20 protein-coding genes, 1 riboswitch and 1 other annotated feature are annotated in these 21,740 nt (G+C 33.5%); all 20 genes read left to right on the forward strand.

Features of this window, described 5'->3' with window-relative positions:
• Positions 1-186: 186 nt before the first annotated feature.
• The 20 genes from gap (at position 187) to hemL (ending at position 21,654) form a co-directional block, all read left to right on the forward strand.
• Complete coding sequence (gene gap / locus BTJ66_RS01200; protein ID WP_099089176.1) at positions 187-1,212, forward strand: type I glyceraldehyde-3-phosphate dehydrogenase; 1,026 nt, start codon at positions 187-189, stop codon at positions 1,210-1,212.
• Between the two features lie 307 nt (positions 1,213-1,519).
• Positions 1,520-1,990: a transcriptional regulator NrdR gene (nrdR, locus tag BTJ66_RS01205; protein WP_099089177.1), complete on the forward strand. Its 471-nt coding sequence runs from the start codon at positions 1,520-1,522 to the stop codon at positions 1,988-1,990.
• Positions 1,990-3,363, forward strand: coding sequence for a replication initiation and membrane attachment family protein (locus BTJ66_RS01210; protein WP_099089178.1), 1,374 nt, complete (start codon positions 1,990-1,992; stop codon positions 3,361-3,363). The genes nrdR and BTJ66_RS01210 overlap by 1 nt, the downstream gene beginning before the upstream one ends.
• On the forward strand, positions 3,364-4,287 hold the full coding sequence (dnaI, locus tag BTJ66_RS01215) for a primosomal protein DnaI (protein WP_099089179.1): 924 nt from the start codon (positions 3,364-3,366) through the stop codon (positions 4,285-4,287).
• 349 nt (positions 4,288-4,636) lie between these two features.
• On the forward strand, positions 4,637-6,574 hold the full coding sequence (thrS, locus tag BTJ66_RS01220) for a threonine--tRNA ligase (protein WP_099089180.1): 1,938 nt from the start codon (positions 4,637-4,639) through the stop codon (positions 6,572-6,574).
• Between the two features lie 62 nt (positions 6,575-6,636).
• Positions 6,637-6,809, forward strand: a riboswitch (Lysine riboswitch).
• Positions 6,810-7,020: 211 nt separating this feature from the next.
• Entirely contained in the window at positions 7,021-8,511 is a 1,491-nt protein-coding gene (locus BTJ66_RS01225) for an amino acid permease (protein ID WP_099089181.1), read from the forward strand.
• Positions 8,512-8,571: 60 nt separating this feature from the next.
• Positions 8,572-8,701 (forward strand) — a sequence feature (ribosomal protein L20 leader region).
• Positions 8,702-8,724: 23 nt separating this feature from the next.
• On the forward strand, positions 8,725-9,252 hold the full coding sequence (gene infC / locus BTJ66_RS01230) for a translation initiation factor IF-3 (protein ID WP_099089239.1): 528 nt from the start codon (positions 8,725-8,727) through the stop codon (positions 9,250-9,252).
• 28 nt (positions 9,253-9,280) lie between these two features.
• Positions 9,281-9,481, forward strand: a complete 201-nt coding sequence (rpmI, locus tag BTJ66_RS01235) for a 50S ribosomal protein L35 (protein ID WP_002483064.1) — start codon at positions 9,281-9,283, stop codon at positions 9,479-9,481.
• Between the two features lie 61 nt (positions 9,482-9,542).
• Positions 9,543-9,899, forward strand: coding sequence for a 50S ribosomal protein L20 (gene rplT / locus BTJ66_RS01240; RefSeq protein WP_002483065.1), 357 nt, complete (start codon positions 9,543-9,545; stop codon positions 9,897-9,899).
• Between the two features lie 201 nt (positions 9,900-10,100).
• Positions 10,101-10,712, forward strand: coding sequence for an NUDIX domain-containing protein (locus BTJ66_RS01245; RefSeq protein WP_099089182.1), 612 nt, complete (start codon positions 10,101-10,103; stop codon positions 10,710-10,712).
• Positions 10,713-10,723: 11 nt separating this feature from the next.
• Positions 10,724-11,647, forward strand: coding sequence for a hypothetical protein (locus BTJ66_RS01250; RefSeq protein ID WP_099089183.1), 924 nt, complete (start codon positions 10,724-10,726; stop codon positions 11,645-11,647).
• Between the two features lie 175 nt (positions 11,648-11,822).
• Positions 11,823-13,133 (forward strand): trigger factor, encoded by a 1,311-nt coding sequence (tig, locus tag BTJ66_RS01255; protein ID WP_099089184.1) that lies wholly within the window; start codon positions 11,823-11,825, stop codon positions 13,131-13,133.
• 186 nt (positions 13,134-13,319) lie between these two features.
• On the forward strand, positions 13,320-14,582 hold the full coding sequence (gene clpX / locus BTJ66_RS01260) for an ATP-dependent Clp protease ATP-binding subunit ClpX (RefSeq protein WP_099089185.1): 1,263 nt from the start codon (positions 13,320-13,322) through the stop codon (positions 14,580-14,582).
• A 174-nt stretch (positions 14,583-14,756) separates the two neighbouring features.
• A complete protein-coding gene (gene yihA, locus BTJ66_RS01265) occupies positions 14,757-15,344 on the forward strand; it encodes a ribosome biogenesis GTP-binding protein YihA/YsxC (RefSeq protein WP_099089186.1) in 588 nt (195 codons plus the stop codon).
• A 172-nt stretch (positions 15,345-15,516) separates the two neighbouring features.
• A complete protein-coding gene (gene hemA / locus BTJ66_RS01270; protein ID WP_099089187.1) occupies positions 15,517-16,848 on the forward strand; it encodes a glutamyl-tRNA reductase in 1,332 nt (443 codons plus the stop codon).
• A gap of 21 nt (positions 16,849-16,869) precedes the next feature.
• Positions 16,870-17,706, forward strand: coding sequence for a cytochrome c biogenesis protein CcsA (gene ccsA, locus BTJ66_RS01275; RefSeq protein WP_099089188.1), 837 nt, complete (start codon positions 16,870-16,872; stop codon positions 17,704-17,706).
• 51 nt (positions 17,707-17,757) lie between these two features.
• Positions 17,758-18,684 (forward strand): hydroxymethylbilane synthase, encoded by a 927-nt coding sequence (gene hemC / locus BTJ66_RS01280; RefSeq protein ID WP_099089189.1) that lies wholly within the window; start codon positions 17,758-17,760, stop codon positions 18,682-18,684.
• A 19-nt stretch (positions 18,685-18,703) separates the two neighbouring features.
• Positions 18,704-19,390, forward strand: a complete 687-nt coding sequence (locus BTJ66_RS01285) for a uroporphyrinogen-III synthase (protein ID WP_099089190.1) — start codon at positions 18,704-18,706, stop codon at positions 19,388-19,390.
• Entirely contained in the window at positions 19,380-20,354 is a 975-nt protein-coding gene (gene hemB / locus BTJ66_RS01290; protein ID WP_099089191.1) for a porphobilinogen synthase, read from the forward strand. Before BTJ66_RS01285 ends, hemB begins: the two co-directional genes overlap by 11 nt.
• A 16-nt stretch (positions 20,355-20,370) precedes the next feature.
• Positions 20,371-21,654 carry a glutamate-1-semialdehyde 2,1-aminomutase gene (gene hemL, locus BTJ66_RS01295; RefSeq protein ID WP_099089192.1) on the forward strand — a complete coding sequence of 428 codons (1,284 nt, stop codon included), beginning with the start codon at positions 20,371-20,373 and terminating at the stop codon, positions 21,652-21,654.
• The last annotated feature ends 86 nt before the right edge of the window (positions 21,655-21,740 follow it).

Consider the following 21,740-nt stretch of genomic DNA (forward strand, 5'->3'; position numbering starts at 1 on the left):
TTTGTAATATCTTTAAGCATAAGTAATGACATATTCAGAATTTTTAAAAGTTAATCTTAGTTCTTTAGAAAATATAAAAGTTTATTAATAAATCTGTTATATTTTCTAAAGAAAACGCTTTCTATTCTGAATATTTATGTTATACTATTTCCATAAAGTATAACACTAAAACGAGGGGTGCTTCGAATGACGACAAATATTGCAATTAACGGAATGGGTAGAATAGGAAGAATGGTATTGAGAATCGCGCTTAAAAATAATGATTTAAATGTAGTAGCGATTAATGCAAGTTACCCGCCCGAAACAATTGCTCACCTAATAAATTATGATACAACACATGGTGCTTACGATTATAAAGTTGAGCCTATAGAATCTGGAATTAAAGTTGGTGACCACAAAATCCAATTAGTTTCTGACAGAAATCCTGAAAATTTACCTTGGAAACAATTAAATATCGATATTGCTATTGAGGCAACTGGTAAATTTAATCATGGGGATAAAGCTGTTGCTCATATTAAAGCAGGTGCTAAAAAAGTATTACTAACTGGGCCATCTAAAGGTGGAGATGTGCAGATGATTGTTAAAGGCGTGAATAATGATCAATTAGATATAGAAAAATTTGATATCTATAGTAATGCTTCATGTACTACAAACTGTATCGGACCAGTAGCAAAAGTATTAAACGATCAATTTGGAATTCAAAATGGTTTAATGACAACTGTTCATGCAATTACAAATGATCAAAATAATATTGATAACCCGCATAAAGATTTAAGACGTGCACGTTCTTGTAATGAAAGTATTATTCCTACTTCAACAGGTGCTGCAAAGGCATTGAAAGAAGTATTACCAGAATTAGAAGGCAAATTACATGGTATGGCTTTACGCGTGCCAACGAAGAATGTTTCACTAGTTGATCTGGTAGTTGATTTAGAGGAAAACGTAACAGCTGAACAAGTAAATCAAGCATTTAAGGATTATGACTTACAGGGGGTTATATCTACTGAAGATGCACCACTTGTTTCAATGGACTTCAATACGAATCCACATTCAGCAATTATAGATACGCAAAGCACGATGGTAATGGGTGATAATAAAGTCAAAGTTATCGCATGGTATGATAATGAATGGGGCTATTCTAATAGAGTAGTAGATGTAGCTGCACAAATTGGCCAATTGCTAAAAAATGATGTAGCTGCTGTAGCAAATTAGCTTTTAAATACAACAAACAGTAAACAAATAGTTGTTTAAATTCAAAACGCCACACACTGTAGTTTCTTAAATGAATGACTACGTTGTGTGGTGTTTTTTATTATTTATTGATAGCATTCCCAATTACATTTATCCATTTCACAATCACCCATTATTTTATACTAAGTACAATTGAAAAATGTACTTATAACATGGACTATCATATTAACTTTTATTAGGATATAGACTAAGTGTAATAGCGAATCTTTTGTGACATACATATTTATAGTATAATGAAAGGTAATCAAATAGAGAGGGTGATAATTCGATGAAATGCCCGAAATGTAATTCGACTCATTCTCGTGTTGTAGACTCTAGACATGCAGATGAAGTTAATGCGATTCGACGTAGAAGAGAATGTGAAAAGTGTGGGACTAGATTTACAACTTTTGAACATATAGAAAAAAGGCCATTGATCGTAGTTAAAAAGGATGGTACACGTGAGCAATTTTTACGAGAAAAAATATTAAATGGGTTAGTGCGTTCTTGTGAAAAAAGACCTGTACGTTATCAACAATTAGAAGATATTACGAATAATGTTGAATGGAAGTTACGTGACGAAGGTCATGCTGAAATTTCATCAAGAGAAATTGGTGAACATGTCATGAATTTATTAATGCATGTAGACCAAGTGTCATATGTAAGGTTTGCATCCGTTTATAAAGAATTTAAAGATGTAGACCAATTATTACAATCTATGCAAGGTATATTAGCAGAAAACAAACGGAGTGATTCCTAATGGGGTTACAATCATTTGATTATGGTTTAAGACCACATGATAATTTTAGTGTTGTTCGTAATTTTACTATAAACAATAATCATTTAGAAATCTTGAATAGGTTGTTTACGCCAATGATTGGATCGAATGCAACTGGTTTGTATCATTATTTAAATCAATTTGCTGAGTTAGAACCAGACACCGTTCTAACTCATTATATAGTTATGAGTGAATTGAAAATAAATCTGTTAGATTTCAGAAAAGAAATGGACTTATTAGAAGGAATTGGTCTTGTTAAATCATTTGTTAACCATAATTCACAATATTCAACATTTATTTATGAGTTGGTTCAACCACCTTCAGCAAAACAGTTTTTTAACGATCCTATGTTGTCCATTTATTTATATAGTGAGGTCAGTAAACAGCGTTATCAACAATTAAAACGACATTTTGAAAGTAAAATACACATTGATCTAAATCAATTTCAAGATGTGACCCGTACTTTTACAGATGTCTTTAAAGTGCCTAATAAAGCTTATGAAAATGATACATCACAAATAATAGATGAAGCAACATATGAAGGTTTAAACCTCAGCCGAGTCGAGTTTGATTTTGAAACATTATATGATTTATTGCAAAATCATTTTATAAGCACTGAAATCATAGATAAAGATGCGAAAGCGTTAATTACACAAATTGCTACATTATATGGCTTAACACCCGAGGCGATGAAACGCATTATTTTAAAATCAATCACCAGTGCACAAACACTTTCTTTTGAAGAATTGCGTAAACATGCAAGAAGTTATTATCTAATGGAACATGAACAGCAATTACCTACTTTAAAGGTTAAACCTGAAAACATATCTGATCAAAAAATAGATAATCAAAAGGACCAATCAGAAAACGAAAATAATGACTGGCTCAAACAATTGGAAGAAACAAGTCCAATTGATATGCTTGCATCCTGGTCAGAATCTGAACCAACCATGCAACAAAAATATATGATTGAAGAACTTATAGAGCGTGAAAATTTGTCGTTTGGTGTGATTAATATACTATTACAATTTGTAATGTTGAAAGAAGATATGAAGCTACCAAAATCATATATATTTGAAATAGCATCGAATTGGAAGAAAAAAGGCATTAAAACAGCGGCGCAAGCTTATGATTATGCCATCAAAGTTAACCAACCGAAGAAAGAAACGCAATCCAATAAACCTTATTTTAAACAGAAACAATTAGCATCTAGAGAAATGACACCGAAATGGTTGGAAGAAAGAGATAAAAATGAAACGAATACGCAAACTAAGGGCGAGGACGATGAAACACTAAAAAAAGATAGGGAACAATTTCTTAATCAATTAAAAAACAGATGGAAGGAGGACAAATAAATGAAATCTTTCAACCATATTATGGGTGAATCAGATGATTTATCAAAACGCATAGAAAAAATAAAAAAAGTTGTTATCAATGACCCAGACGTTAAGCAGTTTTTAGAATCACATAAGTCTGAATTAACAAATGCAATGATTGATGAGGACTTAAACATTTTACAAGAATATAAAGATCAAAGAAAACACTATGATGGCCATGCATATAAAGACTGTCCTAACTTTGTGAAAGGTCACATACCTGAATTATATGTAGAAAACAAGCATATAAAGATTCGATATCTACCATGTCCATGTAAAATCAAATATGATGAAGAAAAATTCAATGCACATTTAATTACTTCACACCACATGCAACGAGATACGCTGAATGCTAAGTTGGAAGATATCTATATGGATAGAAGAGATAGGTTAGATGTAGCAATGGCTGCAAATCAAATTTGTGATAAGATTACTAATCATCAATCGCAAGTGAAAGGTTTATATTTATATGGACCGTTTGGTACTGGGAAATCATTTATACTTGGTGCAATCGCGAATCAATTAAAAACTGAAAAAATACCTTCTACTATTGTTTATTTACCTGAATTTATTCGTTCATTAAAAGGCGGATTTAAGGATGGTAGTTTTGAATCAAAACTAGCCAGAGTGCGAGAAGCGAATATACTTATGCTAGACGATATTGGTGCTGAAGAAATTACACCATGGGCAAGAGATGAAGTGATTGGTCCGTTGTTACATTATAGAATGGTTCAAGAGCTACCAACCTTTTTTAGTTCAAATTTAAGCTTTGAAGAATTAGAATATCATTTATCAGTTACACGAGATGGTACCGAAAAGACAAAAGCTGCTAGAATTATGGAACGGATTAAGACACTTTCCGATCCGTACTACCTAGAAGGAAAAAATTATCGGAACGATTGAAATTTAAAATAAATGTTGTATAATATAATTAAATCTAAATCACACGAAATAAAACGGAGACACGATGGATAAATGATTACCTCACAGAGAGCCAATAATTGTTGAGAATTGGTAGGTGACATTATTGATTACTACTTCGTCAATGATACTGTAATAAGTATCCGGCTCAAGACCGTTATCTTATGTAGAGTAAAGTTGCCAATAGTTAATTGCTAAGTGACTTTAATTTAGGGTGGTACCACGAAGACCTCGTCCCTTTTAGGGATGGGGTTTTTTTGTATTTCTACATAAACATCTTTGAGCGGTTCGTGATGATTTGAGAGCTTGAATAAATTAGGAGGCATGTGAGATGGATCAAATTAATATAAAATTTCCAGATGGTAATACAAAGGTATTTGATAAAGGAACAACAACAGAAGATATTGCACAATCTATTAGTCCAGGATTAAGAAAAAAAGCGGTAGCGGGCAAAGTAAATGGACGACTTATCGATTTAACTAGACCCATTGAAAGTGATGGAGATATAGAAATCGTGACTCCAGGTTCTGAAGAAGCTTTGGAAGTATTGCGTCATTCTACAGCACATTTAATGGCACAAGCGTTAAAACGTTTGTATGGTAATGTTCATTTTGGTGTTGGACCTGTTATCGAAGGTGGATTCTATTATGATTTTGATATGGAAGAAAAGATATCTTCCGATGATTTCGAACAAATAGAAAAAACAATGAAACAAATCGTAAACGAAAATCATCCGATTGAGCGCAAAGTCGTCTCTCGAAATGAAGCAAAAGCCTTTTTCTCGGATGATCCTTATAAACAAGAATTGATAGATGCGATTCCTGAAGATGAAAATGTCACATTGTATTCACAAGGAGAATTTACAGATTTATGTCGTGGTGTTCACGTCCCTTCAACTTCAAAAATTAAAGAATTTAAATTATTATCTACTGCTGGCGCATATTGGCGCGGTGATAGCAATAATAAAATGTTACAACGTATTTATGGCACAGCATTCTTTGATAAAAAGGATTTAAAAGCACACTTACAAATGCTTGAAGAAAGAAAGGAACGCGATCACCGTAGAATAGGTAAAGATTTGGAATTATTTTCAAACAATCAATTAGTAGGCGCTGGTTTACCACTATGGTTACCAAATGGTGCTACAATTCGTCGTGAAATTGAGCGTTATATAGTCGATAAAGAGGTGAGTATGGGGTATGATCATGTATACACTCCGGTAATGGCAAATGTTGATTTATATAAAACATCAGGTCACTGGGATCATTATCAAGAGGATATGTTTCCAACTATGAAGTTGGATGAAAATGAAGAGATGGTACTAAGACCGATGAACTGTCCACACCATATGATGATTTATGCTAACAAACCACATTCTTATCGCGAGTTGCCAATTAGAATTGCCGAATTAGGAACAATGCATCGTTATGAAGCTAGTGGTGCAGTATCAGGATTACAACGTGTGCGTGGTATGACATTGAATGATGCTCATATCTTTGTACGTCCAGATCAAATCAAAGAAGAGTTTAAACGTGTAGTGAACTTAATCATTGATGTGTATGACGATTTCAGTTTTGAAAATTATAGTTTCCGTTTAAGTTACAGAGATCCAGAAGATAAAGAGAAATACTTTGATGATGACGACATGTGGAATAAAGCTGAAAGCATGTTGAAAGAAGCGGTGGACGAACTCGGATTAGACTATGAAGAAGCAATTGGTGAAGCGGCATTTTATGGTCCGAAACTCGATGTACAAGTTCAAACAGCTATGGGTAAAGAAGAAACGTTATCTACAGCACAACTGGATTTCTTACTACCACAAAAGTTTGATTTGACATATATTGGTAATGATGGTGAGCAGCATCGACCAGTCGTAATTCATAGAGGTGTTGTATCGACAATGGAACGTTTTGTTGCCTTCTTAACAGAAGAAACTAAAGGTGCGTTCCCTACATGGTTAGCGCCAAAACAAGTAGAAATTATTCCTGTTAATGTTGATTTACATTATGATTATGCAAGACTTATTCAAGATGAATTGAAATCACAGGGTGTACGTGTCGAAATTGATGACCGTAATGAAAAAATGGGTTATAAAATCAGAGAAGCGCAAATGCAAAAAATACCATATCAACTCGTAGTTGGTGATAAAGAAGTAGAAAATAAAGAAGTGAACGTAAGAAAGTATGGTTCTCAAGATCAAGAAACGCTTGAAAAAGATGAATTCATTTGGAACTTAGTTGATGAAATAAGATTGAAAAAACAAAGATAATCTTGAAAGTCTTCTTAAAATCGTGTATATTACTGGTTAGTGAGTAATTAAAATAAAATTAAATTTGAGTTAGAGGTTGCGTTTTCAAAGAGTAGTGATTCAGAAGCCATCTGGGGCGTATGTTGGATACACGAAAGGTGAAAATGCCGAAGCTTGTATTGGCCATTTACAGTACAGGTTGGGACAGTTGCCGAAAGGAGCTGGACTGTCACATATGTGATGTGCTACCTATATAAATGCTATTATTAAAATGGTTGCATATCTAATGGGTATGCAACCATTTTGTTTTGGTTAAATGATTATAAAATATACAGTAACGGAATAGAACTAAAATTTAGCGCAATGTGTTTGTATTTCTAAACATGTACCTAAGTGTTGTTAACTGTATACGTATTATATTAATCATATAGAACGTTGGCCTCTAAATTTAAAGAAAGGAAGCTTCTATGGGAAATCAAGAGGAACAAAATAATGGAGTTAAAAGGGGACTGAAAGATCGTCATATATCCATGATTGCTATCGGGGGATGTATAGGGACTGGATTATTTATGACCTCTGGTGGTGCGATTCACGATGCTGGAGCACTTGGTGCACTATTAGCATACGCAATTATCGGAGCGATGGTCTTTTTCCTTATGACATCATTAGGTGAGATGGCGACATATTTACCTGTATCAGGATCTTTCAGCACGTATGCGACACGTTTTGTTGATCCGTCATTAGGTTTTGCTTTGGGGTGGAACTATTGGTTTAACTGGGTTATCACGGTTGCAGCTGATGTTACGATAGCTGCGCAAGTTATTCAATATTGGACACCGCTTACTGGGATACCGGCTTGGAGTTGGAGTTGTCTATTCTTAATTATTATCTTTGGACTTAATGCTTTATCTGTTAGAGTGTACGGAGAAAGTGAATATTGGTTTGCGTTAATTAAGGTTGTCACAGTAATTATTTTCATTGCAATTGGCCTGTTAACCATACTTGGTATTATGGGAGGAGAATTTGTAGGATTTGAAACATTTACTAAAGGCGGAGGTCCTATTCTAGGCGATGGTCTAGGTGGTAGTTTACTAACAATTTTAGGTGTGTTCTTAGTAGCAGGTTTCTCATTCCAAGGTACTGAGTTAATAGGTATTACGGCTGGTGAATCTGAAAATCCAGAACGAGCAGTACCAAAAGCGATTAAACAAGTATTTTGGAGAATATTAATCTTTTATATACTTGCTATCTTCGTTATTGGCATGCTTATTCCGTATGATAGTTCTGCGCTTATGGGCGGTGGAGATGATATTTCTACTTCGCCATTTACATTAGTATTTCAAAATGCAGGGTTGGCGTTCGCAGCTTCATTTATGAATGCAGTCATCTTAACATCCGTACTATCAGCAGGAAACTCAGGTATGTACGCATCAACAAGAATGCTGTATTCAATGAGTAAAGATAAACTTGCTTATCCACTATTTGGTAAAACAAATAAAAATGGTGTGCCGTATGTTTCGTTAATTGTTACAGCGCTAATTGTGATCGCAATATTTGTATTACAACACTTGAGTGGTGACGCATATGAGTATATTGTTGCTGCAAGTGGTATGACTGGTTTCATAGCATGGGTAGGTATTGCTGTGAGTCACTTTAGATTTAGAAAAGCGTTTGACAAACAGAATTATGATAAATCAAAATTAAAATATAAAGCGAAATTGTTCCCATTCGGACCAATATTCGCCGGAGTGTTGTGCGTGCTTGTAATCATTGGTCAAGATGTTGATTTTATTAAGACAGGGAACTTTGATTTGAATCGATTTGTAATCACATATATGGGTATTCCAGTATTCTTGGCGTTCTTCATATACCATAAAGTGCGTTATAAAACTAAAATCGTTCCATTAGAACAAGTTGATTTACGCCAAGATGTTGATATGGAAGAAATAAACAAATAATAAAAAAGTGGTTGACTTGTCTACGTATTATTGATAAGATAGGTAACGTTGAATACGAAACGAACCAAGAAGAAGCTCCCGCTTCTCACCTGTTGCGACGCTGAAGGCAGTTGGCAGGTCTTATATATACATGGCATTGTCATGTGTAGAGAAGAGCGGGTATATTGTATACTCGCTCTTTTTGCTTGGGATAATTTCGTAAAAATCTTGGAGGTGTCAACCATAGCAAAAGATCAAACTCAAGTTAACGAAAAGATTCGTGCAAAAGAACTACGCTTAATCGGTCAAGACGGAGAACAAATTGGTGTTAAAACTAAAAATGAAGCTCTAGAAATGGCAGAGCGTGTAGGTTTAGATGTAGTCATCATGGCTCCGAATGCTAAACCACCTGTTGCTAGAATTATGGATTACGGTAAATACAAATTCGAACAACAGAAAAAAGAAAAAGAAATGAAAAAGAAACAGAAAACAATTAACCTTAAAGAAATTCGTTTAAGTCCGACAATTGAGGAACATGATTTCCAAACAAAATTGAAAAATGGACGTAAATTCTTGGAAAAAGGTGACAAATGTAAAGTTTCAATCCGTTTTAGAGGTCGTGCGATTACGCATAAAGAAATTGGTCAACGTGTATTAGAAAAATTTGCAGAAGAATGCAAAGATATCGCTACTATTGAGCAAAGACCTAAAATGGATGGACGTCAAATGTTCATCATGTTAAGTCCAATTAACGAAAAATAATAACTGATATTACAGGAGGAAATGAATCATGCCTAAAATGAAAACACACCGTGGAGCAGCTAAACGTGTTAAAAGAACTGGTTCAGGTAAATTAAAACGTTCTAGAGCTTTCACATCTCACTTATTTGCAAACAAGAGTACTAAACAAAAACGTAAATTACGTAAAGCATCATTAGTAAGCAAATCAGATATGAAACGTGTAAAACAACTATTAGCTTATAAAAAATAATTAATGCTATACCAACAACAAGGTTCATTATGGTTGAACATATTTAGAGGAGGAATTTATTATGCCACGAGTTAAAGGTGGAACAGTAACAAGAGCGCGTCGTAAAAAGACGATTAAATTAGCTAAAGGTTACTTCGGTTCAAAACGTACATTATATAAAGTAGCAAAACAACAAGTTATGAAATCAGGTCAATATGCATTCCGTGACCGTCGTCAAAGAAAACGTGATTTCCGTAAATTGTGGATTACACGTATCAATGCAGCAGCTCGTCAACATGACATGAGCTATTCTAGATTAATGAATGGTTTGAAAAAAGCTGAAATTGATATCAACCGTAAAATGCTTTCTGAAATTGCTATTTCAGACGAAAAAGCTTTCGGTGAATTAGTGGCTAAAGCTAAAGACGCTTTAAAATAATAATCAAGTAAAGAGATGTACAATTGTGTACATCTCTTTTATTTTTACTTGACTTTAATGCACAAAAATACATAGAAACTTCGGGTTATTTGGATTGATGAAGGACTATTACAAAATGGTGAGCCAACTTAGAATAATCATTTTGATAAATAACTTTCATTTGATAAAATAATTAAGAAGTCATATTTTAAGGAGAACCTAATGTCTAAATTTGATGAAATGATTACGGTAGTTCCAAGAACGATTTTATTTGATAATGAAAAAAACAGATTCAACGGTTTCTTAGATAAAAACACTACAAAAGGTCAAGCTATTTTTGACACACTAGGAAAGTACGACGTGAAGCGACGCGGTGATATGGAAGAAGATCCATCGTATAAACAATTAATTTCATATTGTATTTTAGAAAATGAACATGATGAAATTTTAGTTTATGAACGCTTATCGGGTGGCGGTGAGTCTCGTTTACATGGCCAATCATCAATTGGTGTTGGTGGCCATATGAATGATGTTAAAGGCGCCGAATCTATAAACGAGGTCTTGAGAGTCAATGCACAAAGAGAATTAGAAGAAGAAGTGGGTTTATCTGATAGCAAGTCACAGAATTTAGCTTATATAGGTTTTATAAACGATGATAACAATGAGGTCGGAGAAGTTCACCTCGGTGTTGTATTTAAAATTAATGTAAATAGCAACGATGTTGAATCTAAGGAAACAGATACATTAAGAATTAAATGGGTAGATCAGAGTAAAATTGATAACTATGATGAATTTGAATCATGGAGTGCATTAATATTACAAGCTAAACAATAGGGGTGTAAAAGATGTCAGATATCATTCCTTTTCCACGATCAAAAGATAAATTGAGAAGAGAAATCAAGCAATCATTTAATAACAATGATTTAGATGAAATGTATCAGCTTGTAGAACGCTTTGAAGAACAATTTGAATTAGATGAACAAATGGCGTTACTAAAATGTGCAATGCTATATAAGATGCAACATTTTCTTGAATTGCGTGAAGAAGCTATTATTTTACTTAAGCAAGGCACAACAAAGTATGATGACTTGATGGTGTATTATGTGAAAAGTTTAAACGGTCTCGGTCAATATTTTGAAGTAGTGGAAGTAATCAACCAAATTATTGAAGAAGTCAATAATCATAGGACGAGAATGGAATTATTTCCAATCAAAGAGCATGCATTGAGCCAAATTGATAAACATAATGAACATGCTACACATATGCTTCAGAATTTTGACACTATTTCACTGCGTGATCAAATCAATACCATTTTAACGCTAATTGATTTTAACCAGTTTCGATATCAAAGTACTGTTGTAAATATTATAGATAATGTAAAACTCGCGGATAATGTGTTAAGTATCATGCTTGAATACTTAAGATTCGCAGAATACGATCAAGTGTTGGATATTCAAAAGTTCGATTATAATATGGAAGTCATACCAAATCATCTGCCTGGCTTAGAACATACGTTATTTAAATTAACAATCATTCCAAAGGTAATTGAATGTATTGAAGAAGATGCTGCCCAAATAATCGAAGAAGCCCTACATCTAATGAATAATCACGCAATTTTATTATACCCATTAGACATAGAGAGAATTGCAGATAACAATGCTTGGATTGAAGCATATACTAATTATTTTAAATCAATGCTAGGTTTAGAAATTTTAGATGAATCAAATGATGTAATTAAATTTATTACATCATTTGATAGAATCGAATAATTAATCGTCAATGAATTGGGTAATGATTAAAAGTAGTACGACTATTTTTCAAATAATGTTAAAATTTTACAAGAAAATAAAGCGATATAAGCACAGGGTTTGTGTAGGACATAGTCGTGTGCTATAATAGTGAAGTTGAAAAAATAAAATAGGATAATCATGGAGGTTTTTATACATGACAGCAACTTGGGAAAAAAAGGAAGGTAACGAAGGCGTATTAAGCGTTACAGTTCCAGCAGAAAAAGTAGACAAAGCAATTGATCAAGCTTTCAAAAAAGTGGTGAAACAAATAAACGTACCAGGCTTCCGTAAAGGGAAAGTACCTCGTCCGATTTTTGAACAACGCTTTGGCGTAGAAGCATTATATCAAGATGCAGTTGATATCTTATTACCAGAAGCATATGGTGAGGCTATTGACGAAACTGGCATTAAACCAGTTGATCAACCTGAAATTAATGTAACATCAATTGAAAAAGGTAGTGAAATGACATTTGAAGCAAATGTTGTTGTAGAACCAGAAGTTCAATTAGGTGATTACAAAGGTTTAGAAGTTGAAAAACAAGATGTCGAGTTAACTGATGAAGAAATACAAGAATCAATTGATCATCAATTAGGTCACTTAGCTGAAATGGTGGTTAAAGAAGATGGCGCTATTGAAAATGGCGACACAGTTAACATCGATTTTGATGGCTATGTAGATGGAGAACAATTTGAAGGTGGCCAAGCTGAAGGCTATGATCTTGAAATTGGTTCAGGTTCATTTATTCCAGGATTCGAAGAGCAATTAGTAGGAGTTAAAACTGGTGAAGAGAAAGATGTTAACGTAACTTTCCCAGAAGAATATCATGCTGAAGAATTAGCTGGTAAAGAAGCTACTTTTAAAACAAAAGTTAATGAAATTAAATATAAAGACGTTCCAGAATTGACAGATGAAATAGCTAACGAATTAGATTCAGAAGCAAACACTGTTGATGAGTACAAAGAAAACTTGCGTAAACGTTTAACTGAACAAAAAGAAACAGATGCTGAAAACAATCAAAAAGAAGAAACAATTAACAAAGCAGCAAACAACGCTTCAATTGATGTTCCTGAGGCAATGATTAACACTGAATTAGATCGCATGGTTCAAGAATTTGGACAACGTATGCAACAACAAGGACTTAACTTAGAAACTTATTTCCAAATTTCAGGTCAAGATGAGTCACAATTAAGAGAACAAATGAAAGATGATGCAGAAGAACGTGTTAAAACAAACTTAACATTAACTGCTATTGCTGATGCAGAAGAAATCGAAGTTTCAGATGCGGATATTGATAAAGAATTAGAAAAAATGAGTGAACAATTTAATATTTCAGTAGAAGATATTAAACAAACACTAGGTAATACGGATATTGTTAAAAATGATGTGCGTATCCAAAAAGTAATTGATTTATTAGTTGATGAAGCTAAATTAGTAGAACCATCTAAAGATGACTCAGAAGCGTAACTAAATATCATTAGAGCAAATTGCTTTGTGACTTATATGTTAGTCGTTTAATATAGTAAATCAGTAGCAGATGCATTCAAACAATGTGTCTGCTACACTATTTTGTGCAAATAACTTGTTAAAGCTGCAAGTTGCATATTAAAATACTATCTAGTATAGTCTTTAGGGAATAGGGGTGTAAATAGAATGTTCAAATTCAATGAAGATGAAGAAAATTTAAAATGTTCTTTCTGTGGTAAAGATCAAGATCAAGTTAAAAAATTGGTTGCAGGAAGTGGCGTGTATATTTGTAATGAGTGTATTGAGCTATGCTCAGAAATTGTTGAGGAAGAATTAGCTCAGTCAGAACCTGAAGGTTTAACTGAATTACCAACACCTAAAGAAATTATGGACAAGTTAAATGATTATGTCATTGGACAAGAAAAAGCTAAAAAATCTTTAGCTGTTGCTGTCTATAATCACTATAAACGTGTTCAACAATTAGGCCCTAACGAAGATGAAGTTGAATTACAAAAAAGTAATGTCGCTTTAATAGGTCCAACTGGTAGTGGTAAAACACTTTTAGCACAAACATTAGCTAGAACATTGAACGTACCGTTTGCTATCGCGGATGCAACAAGTTTAACAGAAGCAGGTTATGTTGGCGATGACGTTGAAAATATATTATTACGTTTAATTCAAGCTGCAGATTTTGATATAGATAAAGCCGAAAAAGGTATTATTTATGTCGATGAAATTGATAAAATTGCGAGAAAATCAGAAAACACATCTATTACACGTGATGTGTCTGGTGAAGGTGTACAACAAGCACTGCTTAAAATTTTAGAAGGTACAACTGCAAGTGTTCCGCCTCAAGGTGGGCGTAAGCACCCAAACCAAGAGTTAATACAAATTGACACTACAAATATTTTATTTGTACTTGGTGGTGCGTTTGATGGTATTGATGAAGTCATTAAACGTAGACTAGGTGAGAAAGTAATTGGTTTCTCAAGTAGTGAAGCATCTAAATATGATGAAGATGCAATTCTTGAACAAATTAGACCAGAAGATTTACAATCTTATGGTCTAATCCCAGAATTTATTGGACGTGTACCAATTGTAGCTAACCTAGAAACACTGGATGTAGATGCTTTGAAAAACATCTTAACACAACCTAAAAATGCTTTAGTTAAACAATATACAAAAATGCTTGAGCTTGATGATGTTACTTTAGAATTCACAGATGAAGCATTATCAGCAATTAGTAATAAAGCAATTGAACGTAAAACGGGTGCCCGTGGTTTACGCTCTATTATTGAAGAAGCATTGATTGATATTATGTATGATGTTCCATCTTCAGATGGTGTTGTTAAAGTAGTGATTACTGAAGAAACAATCAATGAGGAAAAAGAACCGGAACTATACGATAAAGATGGAAATCTTGTTAATAAAGAACAGACATCTGCTTAATTAAATATTTTAGTGATGTTATGAGAGTGGGATTTAGCAATCAAAGTTAATTTTTGATTACGGTCTTACTCTCATTTTTTTATGGGACATTTGTTATTTCATTAAAATACATATTCATTTGAGAATTTGTGTAATATAATAAAGCAACAAGCTTAAAAGAAAAGAGGGTGAATAATGAAAGTTAATCCTAATGAAATAGAATTATTAATCAGTGCTGTGAAACCAGAACAGTATCCAGAAACAGGTTTAAGTGAAGTAGGCTTAAGTGGCAGGTCAAATGTGGGCAAATCTACATTTATTAATAGTATGATAGGTAGAAAAAATATGGCGCGAACTTCACAACAACCTGGGAAGACACAAACACTTAATTTTTATAATATAGATAATCAACTTGTATTTGTAGACGTACCAGGATATGGCTATGCTAAAGTTAGCAAAAAGCAACGAGAAGCATTTGGCAAAATGATTGAAAAATATATCTCTCAAAGAGAAGAATTAAAATTAGTCATTCAACTCGTTGATTTAAGACATAATCCAACAGAAGACGATATCCTGATGTATAATTACTTGAAATACTTTGAAATTCCAACTTTTGTAGTTGCAACCAAGGAAGATAAAATTGCAAAAGGAAAAGTACAAAAACATTTAGCTAATATTCAACAAAAATTAGAAATGGAACCTGAGGATGAAATTATAAGTTATTCTTCAATCAAAAATAATAATCAACAGCAAGTTTGGAATATTATTGAAAAGTATTTGTAATGATTATAAAGTGATGCCAATTTATAGTTACATATAACCGTGATATAAATATAATTATGACAACAATTTGACTGTAGATTATAATTCTTCTAATTTACAAAGCAATTTACTTAACGTTGGCAATAAATGTGTTATAATTTACGTATTGTATTATGTATGGAGGGCGTTATAAATGCATTTAATTGCGGTAAGCATTAATCATCGTACTGCAGATGTAGCACTTAGAGAAAAAGTTGCTTTTAAAGATGATGCCATACGTTCAGCCAATGTTGATTTATATGAAACGAAATCTATTTTAGAAAACGTTATACTTTCAACTTGTAATCGAACAGAAGTATATGCTGTTGCAGATCAAATTCACACTGGTCGCTATTATATACAAAGATTTTTAGCGAGGTCATTTGGATTAGATATTGAAGAAATTAAAGATATGACTGAAGTTAAGGTGGGGGACGAAGCAGTAAAACATTTATTGCAAGTCACTTCAGGATTAGATTCTGTTGTTCTTGGTGAGACACAAATTTTAGGGCAAATTAGAAATGCATTCTTTTTAGCTCAAGAAGAAGACACAACAGGCGCTATCTTTAATCATTTATTTAAACAGGCTATTACTTTTGCGAAAAAGGCACATAATGAAACGGATATTGCAGATAATGCAGTAAGTGTTTCATATGCGGCTGTTGAACTTAGTAAAAAAGTATTTGGCAAAATTAATAACAAGCAAGCTTTAATCATAGGTGCGGGGGATATGAGTGAATTGTCACTCTTGAATTTAATTGGTTCAGGTGTAACAGATATCACAATTGTTAATAGAACACTGAGCAAAGCTCAAAATTTAGCAATGAAACATCAAGTTAAATTTGAATCAATGGAGTCACTACCAAAACTTTTAGCAGACGTAGATATAGTAATTAGTTCAACTAGTTCAGAAGACTATATTGTGACAAATGATATGTTACAAGATACAGCTACTGAACGTAAAACAGATTCGTTAGTAATGATTGATATTGCAGTTCCTAGAGATATCGAACCAAACATTGATGCAATCCAAGACGTGTTTAATTATGATGTTGATGATTTGAAAGGGCTAGTAGATGCAAACCTTAGAGAACGTCAACTAGCAGCAGAACAAATTTTACAAAGTATCCCAAATGAAATAGATGCACATAATGAATGGGTGAATATGTTGGGCGTTGTACCAGTAATTCGTGCACTTAGAGAAAAAGCCATGACAATTCAAGAGGATACGATGGATAGCATAGATAGAAAACTGCCAGGTTTAACTGAAAGAGAACGCAAGATTATTTCAAAACACACAAAAAGTATTATAAACCAAATGTTGAAAGACCCTATAAAACAAGCTAAAGAATTGAGTAGTGATAAAAAAAGTAACGAAAAATTAGAGCTATTTCAAAACATATTTGATATTGAAGCTGAACACACGTATGATGCTACTAAGCGAGAGAAAAATATAAAAACAGGTCAGATATTAAGTTTTGAATAAGCATTAGCAAATGGTGATGATATGCAAGAACTTCTGTTCATAAGGTTAAATGAACTAATATTATTAATTTATTTATTTAGTATTGCTTGTTATTTTTTCGATTTTGTCAAAAAGTTTTATAAGATTAGAAGAATTGGTTTTGTTACATTGGGGATTGTTTGGGTGTTACAAACAATCTCCTTATCTTTTTATGTAACTGCCACTAATCAAGTGCCCTTGGGAAATGTTTTTGATGTGTTTTTTGCATTATCATGGTTTATTATTTCTATATCTATAGTGATTAATGTCATTAAGCAAGTCAATATATCGATTTTTTTATTTAATTTAATCGGGGTCGTTTTTATCGCAATTAGTACGTTTCAACCAATGCATTACCAAGGTACAGGTGAGAAGTTAAATGTAATAAATGAATTGCTAATAGTGCATGTAACTTTTGCCATTATTAGCTATGCTGTTTTTGCGTTTGCATTCGTAAATAGTATTTTATATTTAATTCAATTTAAAAACTTGAAGCAGAAGCGATTTGATCAAAAATATTTTAGAATCAGCAGTGTTGCCACACTTGAACAAGTTGTGTTTTATAATAGTTTAGTAGGGTTTATATTTATCATATTAAGCATCATTCTAGGGGCACAATGGGGCTTCAACACGATTGGTATGAAGATTATTGTAGATCCAAAAGTAATTATGTCTATAATTATCACCATATTATATGGGGTGTACCTAATGTTAAGAGTAAGGCACACGATATCAAAACATAAATTGATTTATTTTAATATCATTTTGTTTTGTTTAAGTATGATTAATTTATTATTCGCTTCTCATATATCTGATTTCCATCAATGGACAGGGATATAATATACTGAACATGAAATCATAAATAGATTTATTGCTAGGAGGTTACGCAACATGCGTAAGTTAGTCGTTGGTTCAAGAAGAAGTAAATTGGCGTTAACGCAAAGCCAACAATTTATTGATAAATTAAAAGCCATTGATCCAAGTTTAGATATAGAAATTAAAGAAATTGTTACAAAAGGTGACCTCATCGTTGATAAGCAATTGTCAAAAGTGGGTGGAAAAGGGCTTTTTGTCAAAGAAATTCAAAACGAATTATTTAATCATGAAATTGATATGGCTATACATTCTTTGAAAGATGTTCCGAGTGTGATACCAGAAGGGTTAACTTTAGGTTGTATACCTGAACGTGAAAATCCATATGATGCATATATCGCAAAAAATCATGTACCGTTGAATGAACTTCCAGATCATAGTATCGTTGGAACAAGTTCATTGCGTCGAGGTGCACAAATTCTTGCAAAATATCCTAATTTGCAGATTAAATGGATACGAGGAAATATCGATACACGCTTAAGTAAACTTGAGACAGAGGACTATGATGCGATTATCTTAGCAGCTGCTGGCTTAAAGCGCATGGGTTGGTCAGATGATATTGTCACAACCTATTTAGATAAAGAAACACTAATACCAGCGATTGGCCAAGGGGCTTTAGGTATTGAGTGTCGTTCAGATGACGAAGCATTGTTATCATTACTAAGCAAAGTTCATAATCAGGATGTCGCTGACTGTGTAACTGCTGAACGTACTTTCTTAACACGCATGGATGGAAGTTGCCAGGTTCCGATAGGTGGTTATGCAACAAAAGAAAGTGATGGGACAATCGAATTTACAGGTTTAATTATGTCACCGGACGGTAAAGAACGCTATGAACATACAGTACGTGGAAAAGATCCAATTGCATTAGGTGAGGAAGTTACCACAGTATTAAATGAGCAAGGCGCATATGAAATAATTAAAGCACTAAACGAAGAACAATAATACTTCGAGGTGATAAAAAATGAGACCAGTTATAGTAATGACACAGACGAGTGAATTTCTAAAAGAGGATGTATGTATACTACACAAGCCATTTATAAGTGTAGAACCATTAACCTTTAATTTGAATTTGCTTAATGTTCACTATGATTGGCTTATTTTTTCGTCAAAAAAAGCGGTTGAACTTTTTCAACCGTTCTTAGCTAAAGTAAACTACAATAAAATTGCTGTTATTGGTGAAAAAACAGCAGCTTATTGCACTTCAATTGGATTGAAAGTATCATTCTGTCCAAATGACTATTCTCAAGAAGGGTTTCTTAACACATTTAAAACACAAAAAAACAGCAAAATTTTATTGCCATCTAGCGCAGCTGCTAGACCTATCCTTGAAAACGGATTAATTGAACAAAATTATAGCGTTCAAAAGATTAATTTATATAAACCTGTGCCACATACAAAGCATATTAAGCATGTTAAAATGTTAATTGAACAAGGTGAAATTGATGCGATTTCATTCGCAAGTTCATCAGCAGTACGTTATTTTTTTGAAGATAACCAAAAAGTATCATTTGATAATTATTTTGTTATTGGACAACAAACACTAGATACGTTGAATCATTTTCAAAAAGAGGGTATCGTAGCTGATAAACAAACCTTAGATGCTTTAGTCAATAAAATTTTAGAAAGTTGGGAAGAAAATGCAATTTGATAGACATAGACGATTACGTTCTAGTAATTCAATGAGAAGTTTAGTTCGAGAAACTCATGTAAATAAAGAAGATTTGATTTATCCGATATTTGTTGTAGAACGCGATAATGTTAAAGAAGAAATTAAATCTATGCCTGGTGTTTATCAATTAAGTCTGAACTTATTAGATGAGGAAATTAAAGAAGCTTATGATTTAGGCATTAGAGGAATTATGTTCTTTGGTGTACCTAACGAAAAAGATGCTATAGGTACAGGTGCTTTTGATCATAACGGCATTGTTCAAGAAGCTACTAGAAAAGCTAAAGCAATGTATGATGACTTATTAATCGTAGCCGACACATGTTTATGTGAGTACACTGACCATGGCCATTGTGGTGTTATCAACGAACAAACCAAAGATGTTGATAATGATAAATCATTGCCATTATTAGTGAAAACAGCGATTTCACAAGTTGAAGCGGGCGCAGATATCATTGCTCCTAGTAATATGATGGATGGTTTTGTAGCAAAAATTAGAGCAGGTTTAGATGAAGCAGGTTATTACAATGTACCGATTATGAGCTACGGAATTAAATATGCTTCAAGTTTCTTTGGACCATTCCGTGATGCTGCAGAATCAACACCACAGTTTGGAGATCGTAAGACTTATCAAATGGATCCGGCGAATCGTAGAGAAGCATTAAGAGAACTAGACAGCGATCTTCATGAAGGTGCAGATATGATGATTGTTAAACCAGCCCTTAGTTTCTTAGATATTATTAGAGATGTTAGAAACACAACTAACGTTCCAGTTGTTGCTTATAATGTAAGCGGTGAATATAGTATGACAAAAGCTGCATCTCTAAATGGTTGGATAGATGAAAAAGCAGTCGTTATGGAACAAATGATTTCCATGAAACGTGCTGGTGCGGATATGATTATCACTTATTTTTCAAAAGATATTTGTCGTTATTTAGACGAATAATAGGAGGTTTTTTATAATGCGATATAGTAACTCAGAACAAGCAATGGTAAAAGCCGAACAATTAATGCCCGGAGGCGTCAACAGTCCAGTAAGAGCATTTAAATCGGTCGATACACCAGCGATTTTTATGGATCATGGTGAAGGTTCAAGAATATATGATATTGATGGTAATGAGTATATAGATTACGTCTTAAGTTGGGGGCCTTTAATTTTAGGTCACAAGAATAAACAAGTTATCGACAAGATACACGAGGCAGTCGACAATGGTACAAGTTTCGGAGCTTCTACATTACAGGAAAATAAATTAGCGGAACTTGTTATTGAGCGTGTGCCTTCTATTGAAAAAGTGCGCATGGTGTCTTCAGGGACAGAGGCAACTTTAGATACTTTGCGTTTGGCTCGAGGATATACAGGTAGAAATAAAATTGTAAAATTTATTGGTTGCTATCATGGTCATAGCGATTCACTTTTAATTAAAGCAGGTTCTGGTGTGGCAACACTTGGTTTGCCGGATTCACCTGGTGTTCCAGAAGGTATAGCTAAAAATACGATAACGGTACCTTATAATGATTTAGACGCAATCAAAGTTGCTTTTGAAGAGTTTGGTGATGACATTGCAGGTGTGATTGTTGAACCAGTAGCAGGTAATATGGGGGTAGTCCCTCCAATCGAAGGATTTTTAGAAGGCCTTAGAGAAATTACAACTGCGTATGGATCGTTACTAATTTTTGATGAGGTGATGACGGGCTTCCGCGTAGGATATAATTGCGCACAAGGCTACTTTAATGTTACACCGGATTTAACTTGTTTAGGTAAAGTAATTGGTGGTGGTTTACCAGTTGGTGCATTTGGTGGTAAAAAAGAAATAATGGATCAAATAGCGCCAACAGGTGATATATATCAAGCTGGCACACTATCTGGTAATCCATTAGCAATGACAAGTGGTTATGAAACTTTAAGCCAATTAACACCAGAAACTTATGACTACTTCAATAAATTAGGTGACATATTAGAAAAAGGATTAAAAAAAGTCTTTGCAAAATATAATGTGCCAATCACTGTAAATCGAGCTGGTTCTATGATAGGATATTTCTTAAATGCAGGGCCAGTTACGAATTTTGAACAAGCTAACAATAGCGATTTAGAAATGTTTAGCCAAATGTATAGAGAAATGGCAAGAGAGGGCGTATTTTTACCACCTTCACAATTTGAGGGTACCTTCCTTTCAACTTCACATACTGAAGAAGATATTCATAAAACCATAGAAGCATTTGATACAGCATTAAGTCGAATTGTATAAAGTTTGAAAGACGCCCGAACAACCAGAGAGTTGATCGGGCGTTTATTGTTTATATAGCTATGCTGAGATTAACGATAACGATGAAA

Origin of the sequence: Staphylococcus edaphicus (assembly GCF_002614725.1) — a bacterium.
GTDB classification, from domain to species: domain Bacteria; phylum Bacillota; class Bacilli; order Staphylococcales; family Staphylococcaceae; genus Staphylococcus; species Staphylococcus edaphicus.

What these genes read in the sequence shown, in the direction of transcription:
- hemL (WP_099089192.1), top strand. Translation starts at nt 20,371, where the DNA reads ATGCGATATAGTAACTCAGAACAAGCAATGGTAAAAGCCGAACAATTA.
- BTJ66_RS01285 (WP_099089190.1), top strand. Translation starts at nt 18,704, where the DNA reads ATGAGACCAGTTATAGTAATGACACAGACGAGTGAATTTCTAAAAGAG.
- clpX (WP_099089185.1), top strand. Translation starts at nt 13,320, where the DNA reads ATGTTCAAATTCAATGAAGATGAAGAAAATTTAAAATGTTCTTTCTGT.
- hemC (WP_099089189.1), top strand. Translation starts at nt 17,758, where the DNA reads ATGCGTAAGTTAGTCGTTGGTTCAAGAAGAAGTAAATTGGCGTTAACG.
- hemA (WP_099089187.1), top strand. Translation starts at nt 15,517, where the DNA reads ATGCATTTAATTGCGGTAAGCATTAATCATCGTACTGCAGATGTAGCA.
- hemB (WP_099089191.1), top strand. Translation starts at nt 19,380, where the DNA reads ATGCAATTTGATAGACATAGACGATTACGTTCTAGTAATTCAATGAGA.
- nrdR (WP_099089177.1), top strand. Translation starts at nt 1,520, where the DNA reads ATGAAATGCCCGAAATGTAATTCGACTCATTCTCGTGTTGTAGACTCT.
- BTJ66_RS01210 (WP_099089178.1), top strand. Translation starts at nt 1,990, where the DNA reads ATGGGGTTACAATCATTTGATTATGGTTTAAGACCACATGATAATTTT.
- rpmI (WP_002483064.1), top strand. Translation starts at nt 9,281, where the DNA reads ATGCCTAAAATGAAAACACACCGTGGAGCAGCTAAACGTGTTAAAAGA.
- tig (WP_099089184.1), top strand. Translation starts at nt 11,823, where the DNA reads ATGACAGCAACTTGGGAAAAAAAGGAAGGTAACGAAGGCGTATTAAGC.
- rplT (WP_002483065.1), top strand. Translation starts at nt 9,543, where the DNA reads ATGCCACGAGTTAAAGGTGGAACAGTAACAAGAGCGCGTCGTAAAAAG.
- BTJ66_RS01250 (WP_099089183.1), top strand. Translation starts at nt 10,724, where the DNA reads ATGTCAGATATCATTCCTTTTCCACGATCAAAAGATAAATTGAGAAGA.
- dnaI (WP_099089179.1), top strand. Translation starts at nt 3,364, where the DNA reads ATGAAATCTTTCAACCATATTATGGGTGAATCAGATGATTTATCAAAA.
- gap (WP_099089176.1), top strand. Translation starts at nt 187, where the DNA reads ATGACGACAAATATTGCAATTAACGGAATGGGTAGAATAGGAAGAATG.
- ccsA (WP_099089188.1), top strand. Translation starts at nt 16,870, where the DNA reads ATGCAAGAACTTCTGTTCATAAGGTTAAATGAACTAATATTATTAATT.
- BTJ66_RS01245 (WP_099089182.1), top strand. Translation starts at nt 10,101, where the DNA reads ATGTCTAAATTTGATGAAATGATTACGGTAGTTCCAAGAACGATTTTA.
- yihA (WP_099089186.1), top strand. Translation starts at nt 14,757, where the DNA reads ATGAAAGTTAATCCTAATGAAATAGAATTATTAATCAGTGCTGTGAAA.
- thrS (WP_099089180.1), top strand. Translation starts at nt 4,637, where the DNA reads ATGGATCAAATTAATATAAAATTTCCAGATGGTAATACAAAGGTATTT.
- BTJ66_RS01225 (WP_099089181.1), top strand. Translation starts at nt 7,021, where the DNA reads ATGGGAAATCAAGAGGAACAAAATAATGGAGTTAAAAGGGGACTGAAA.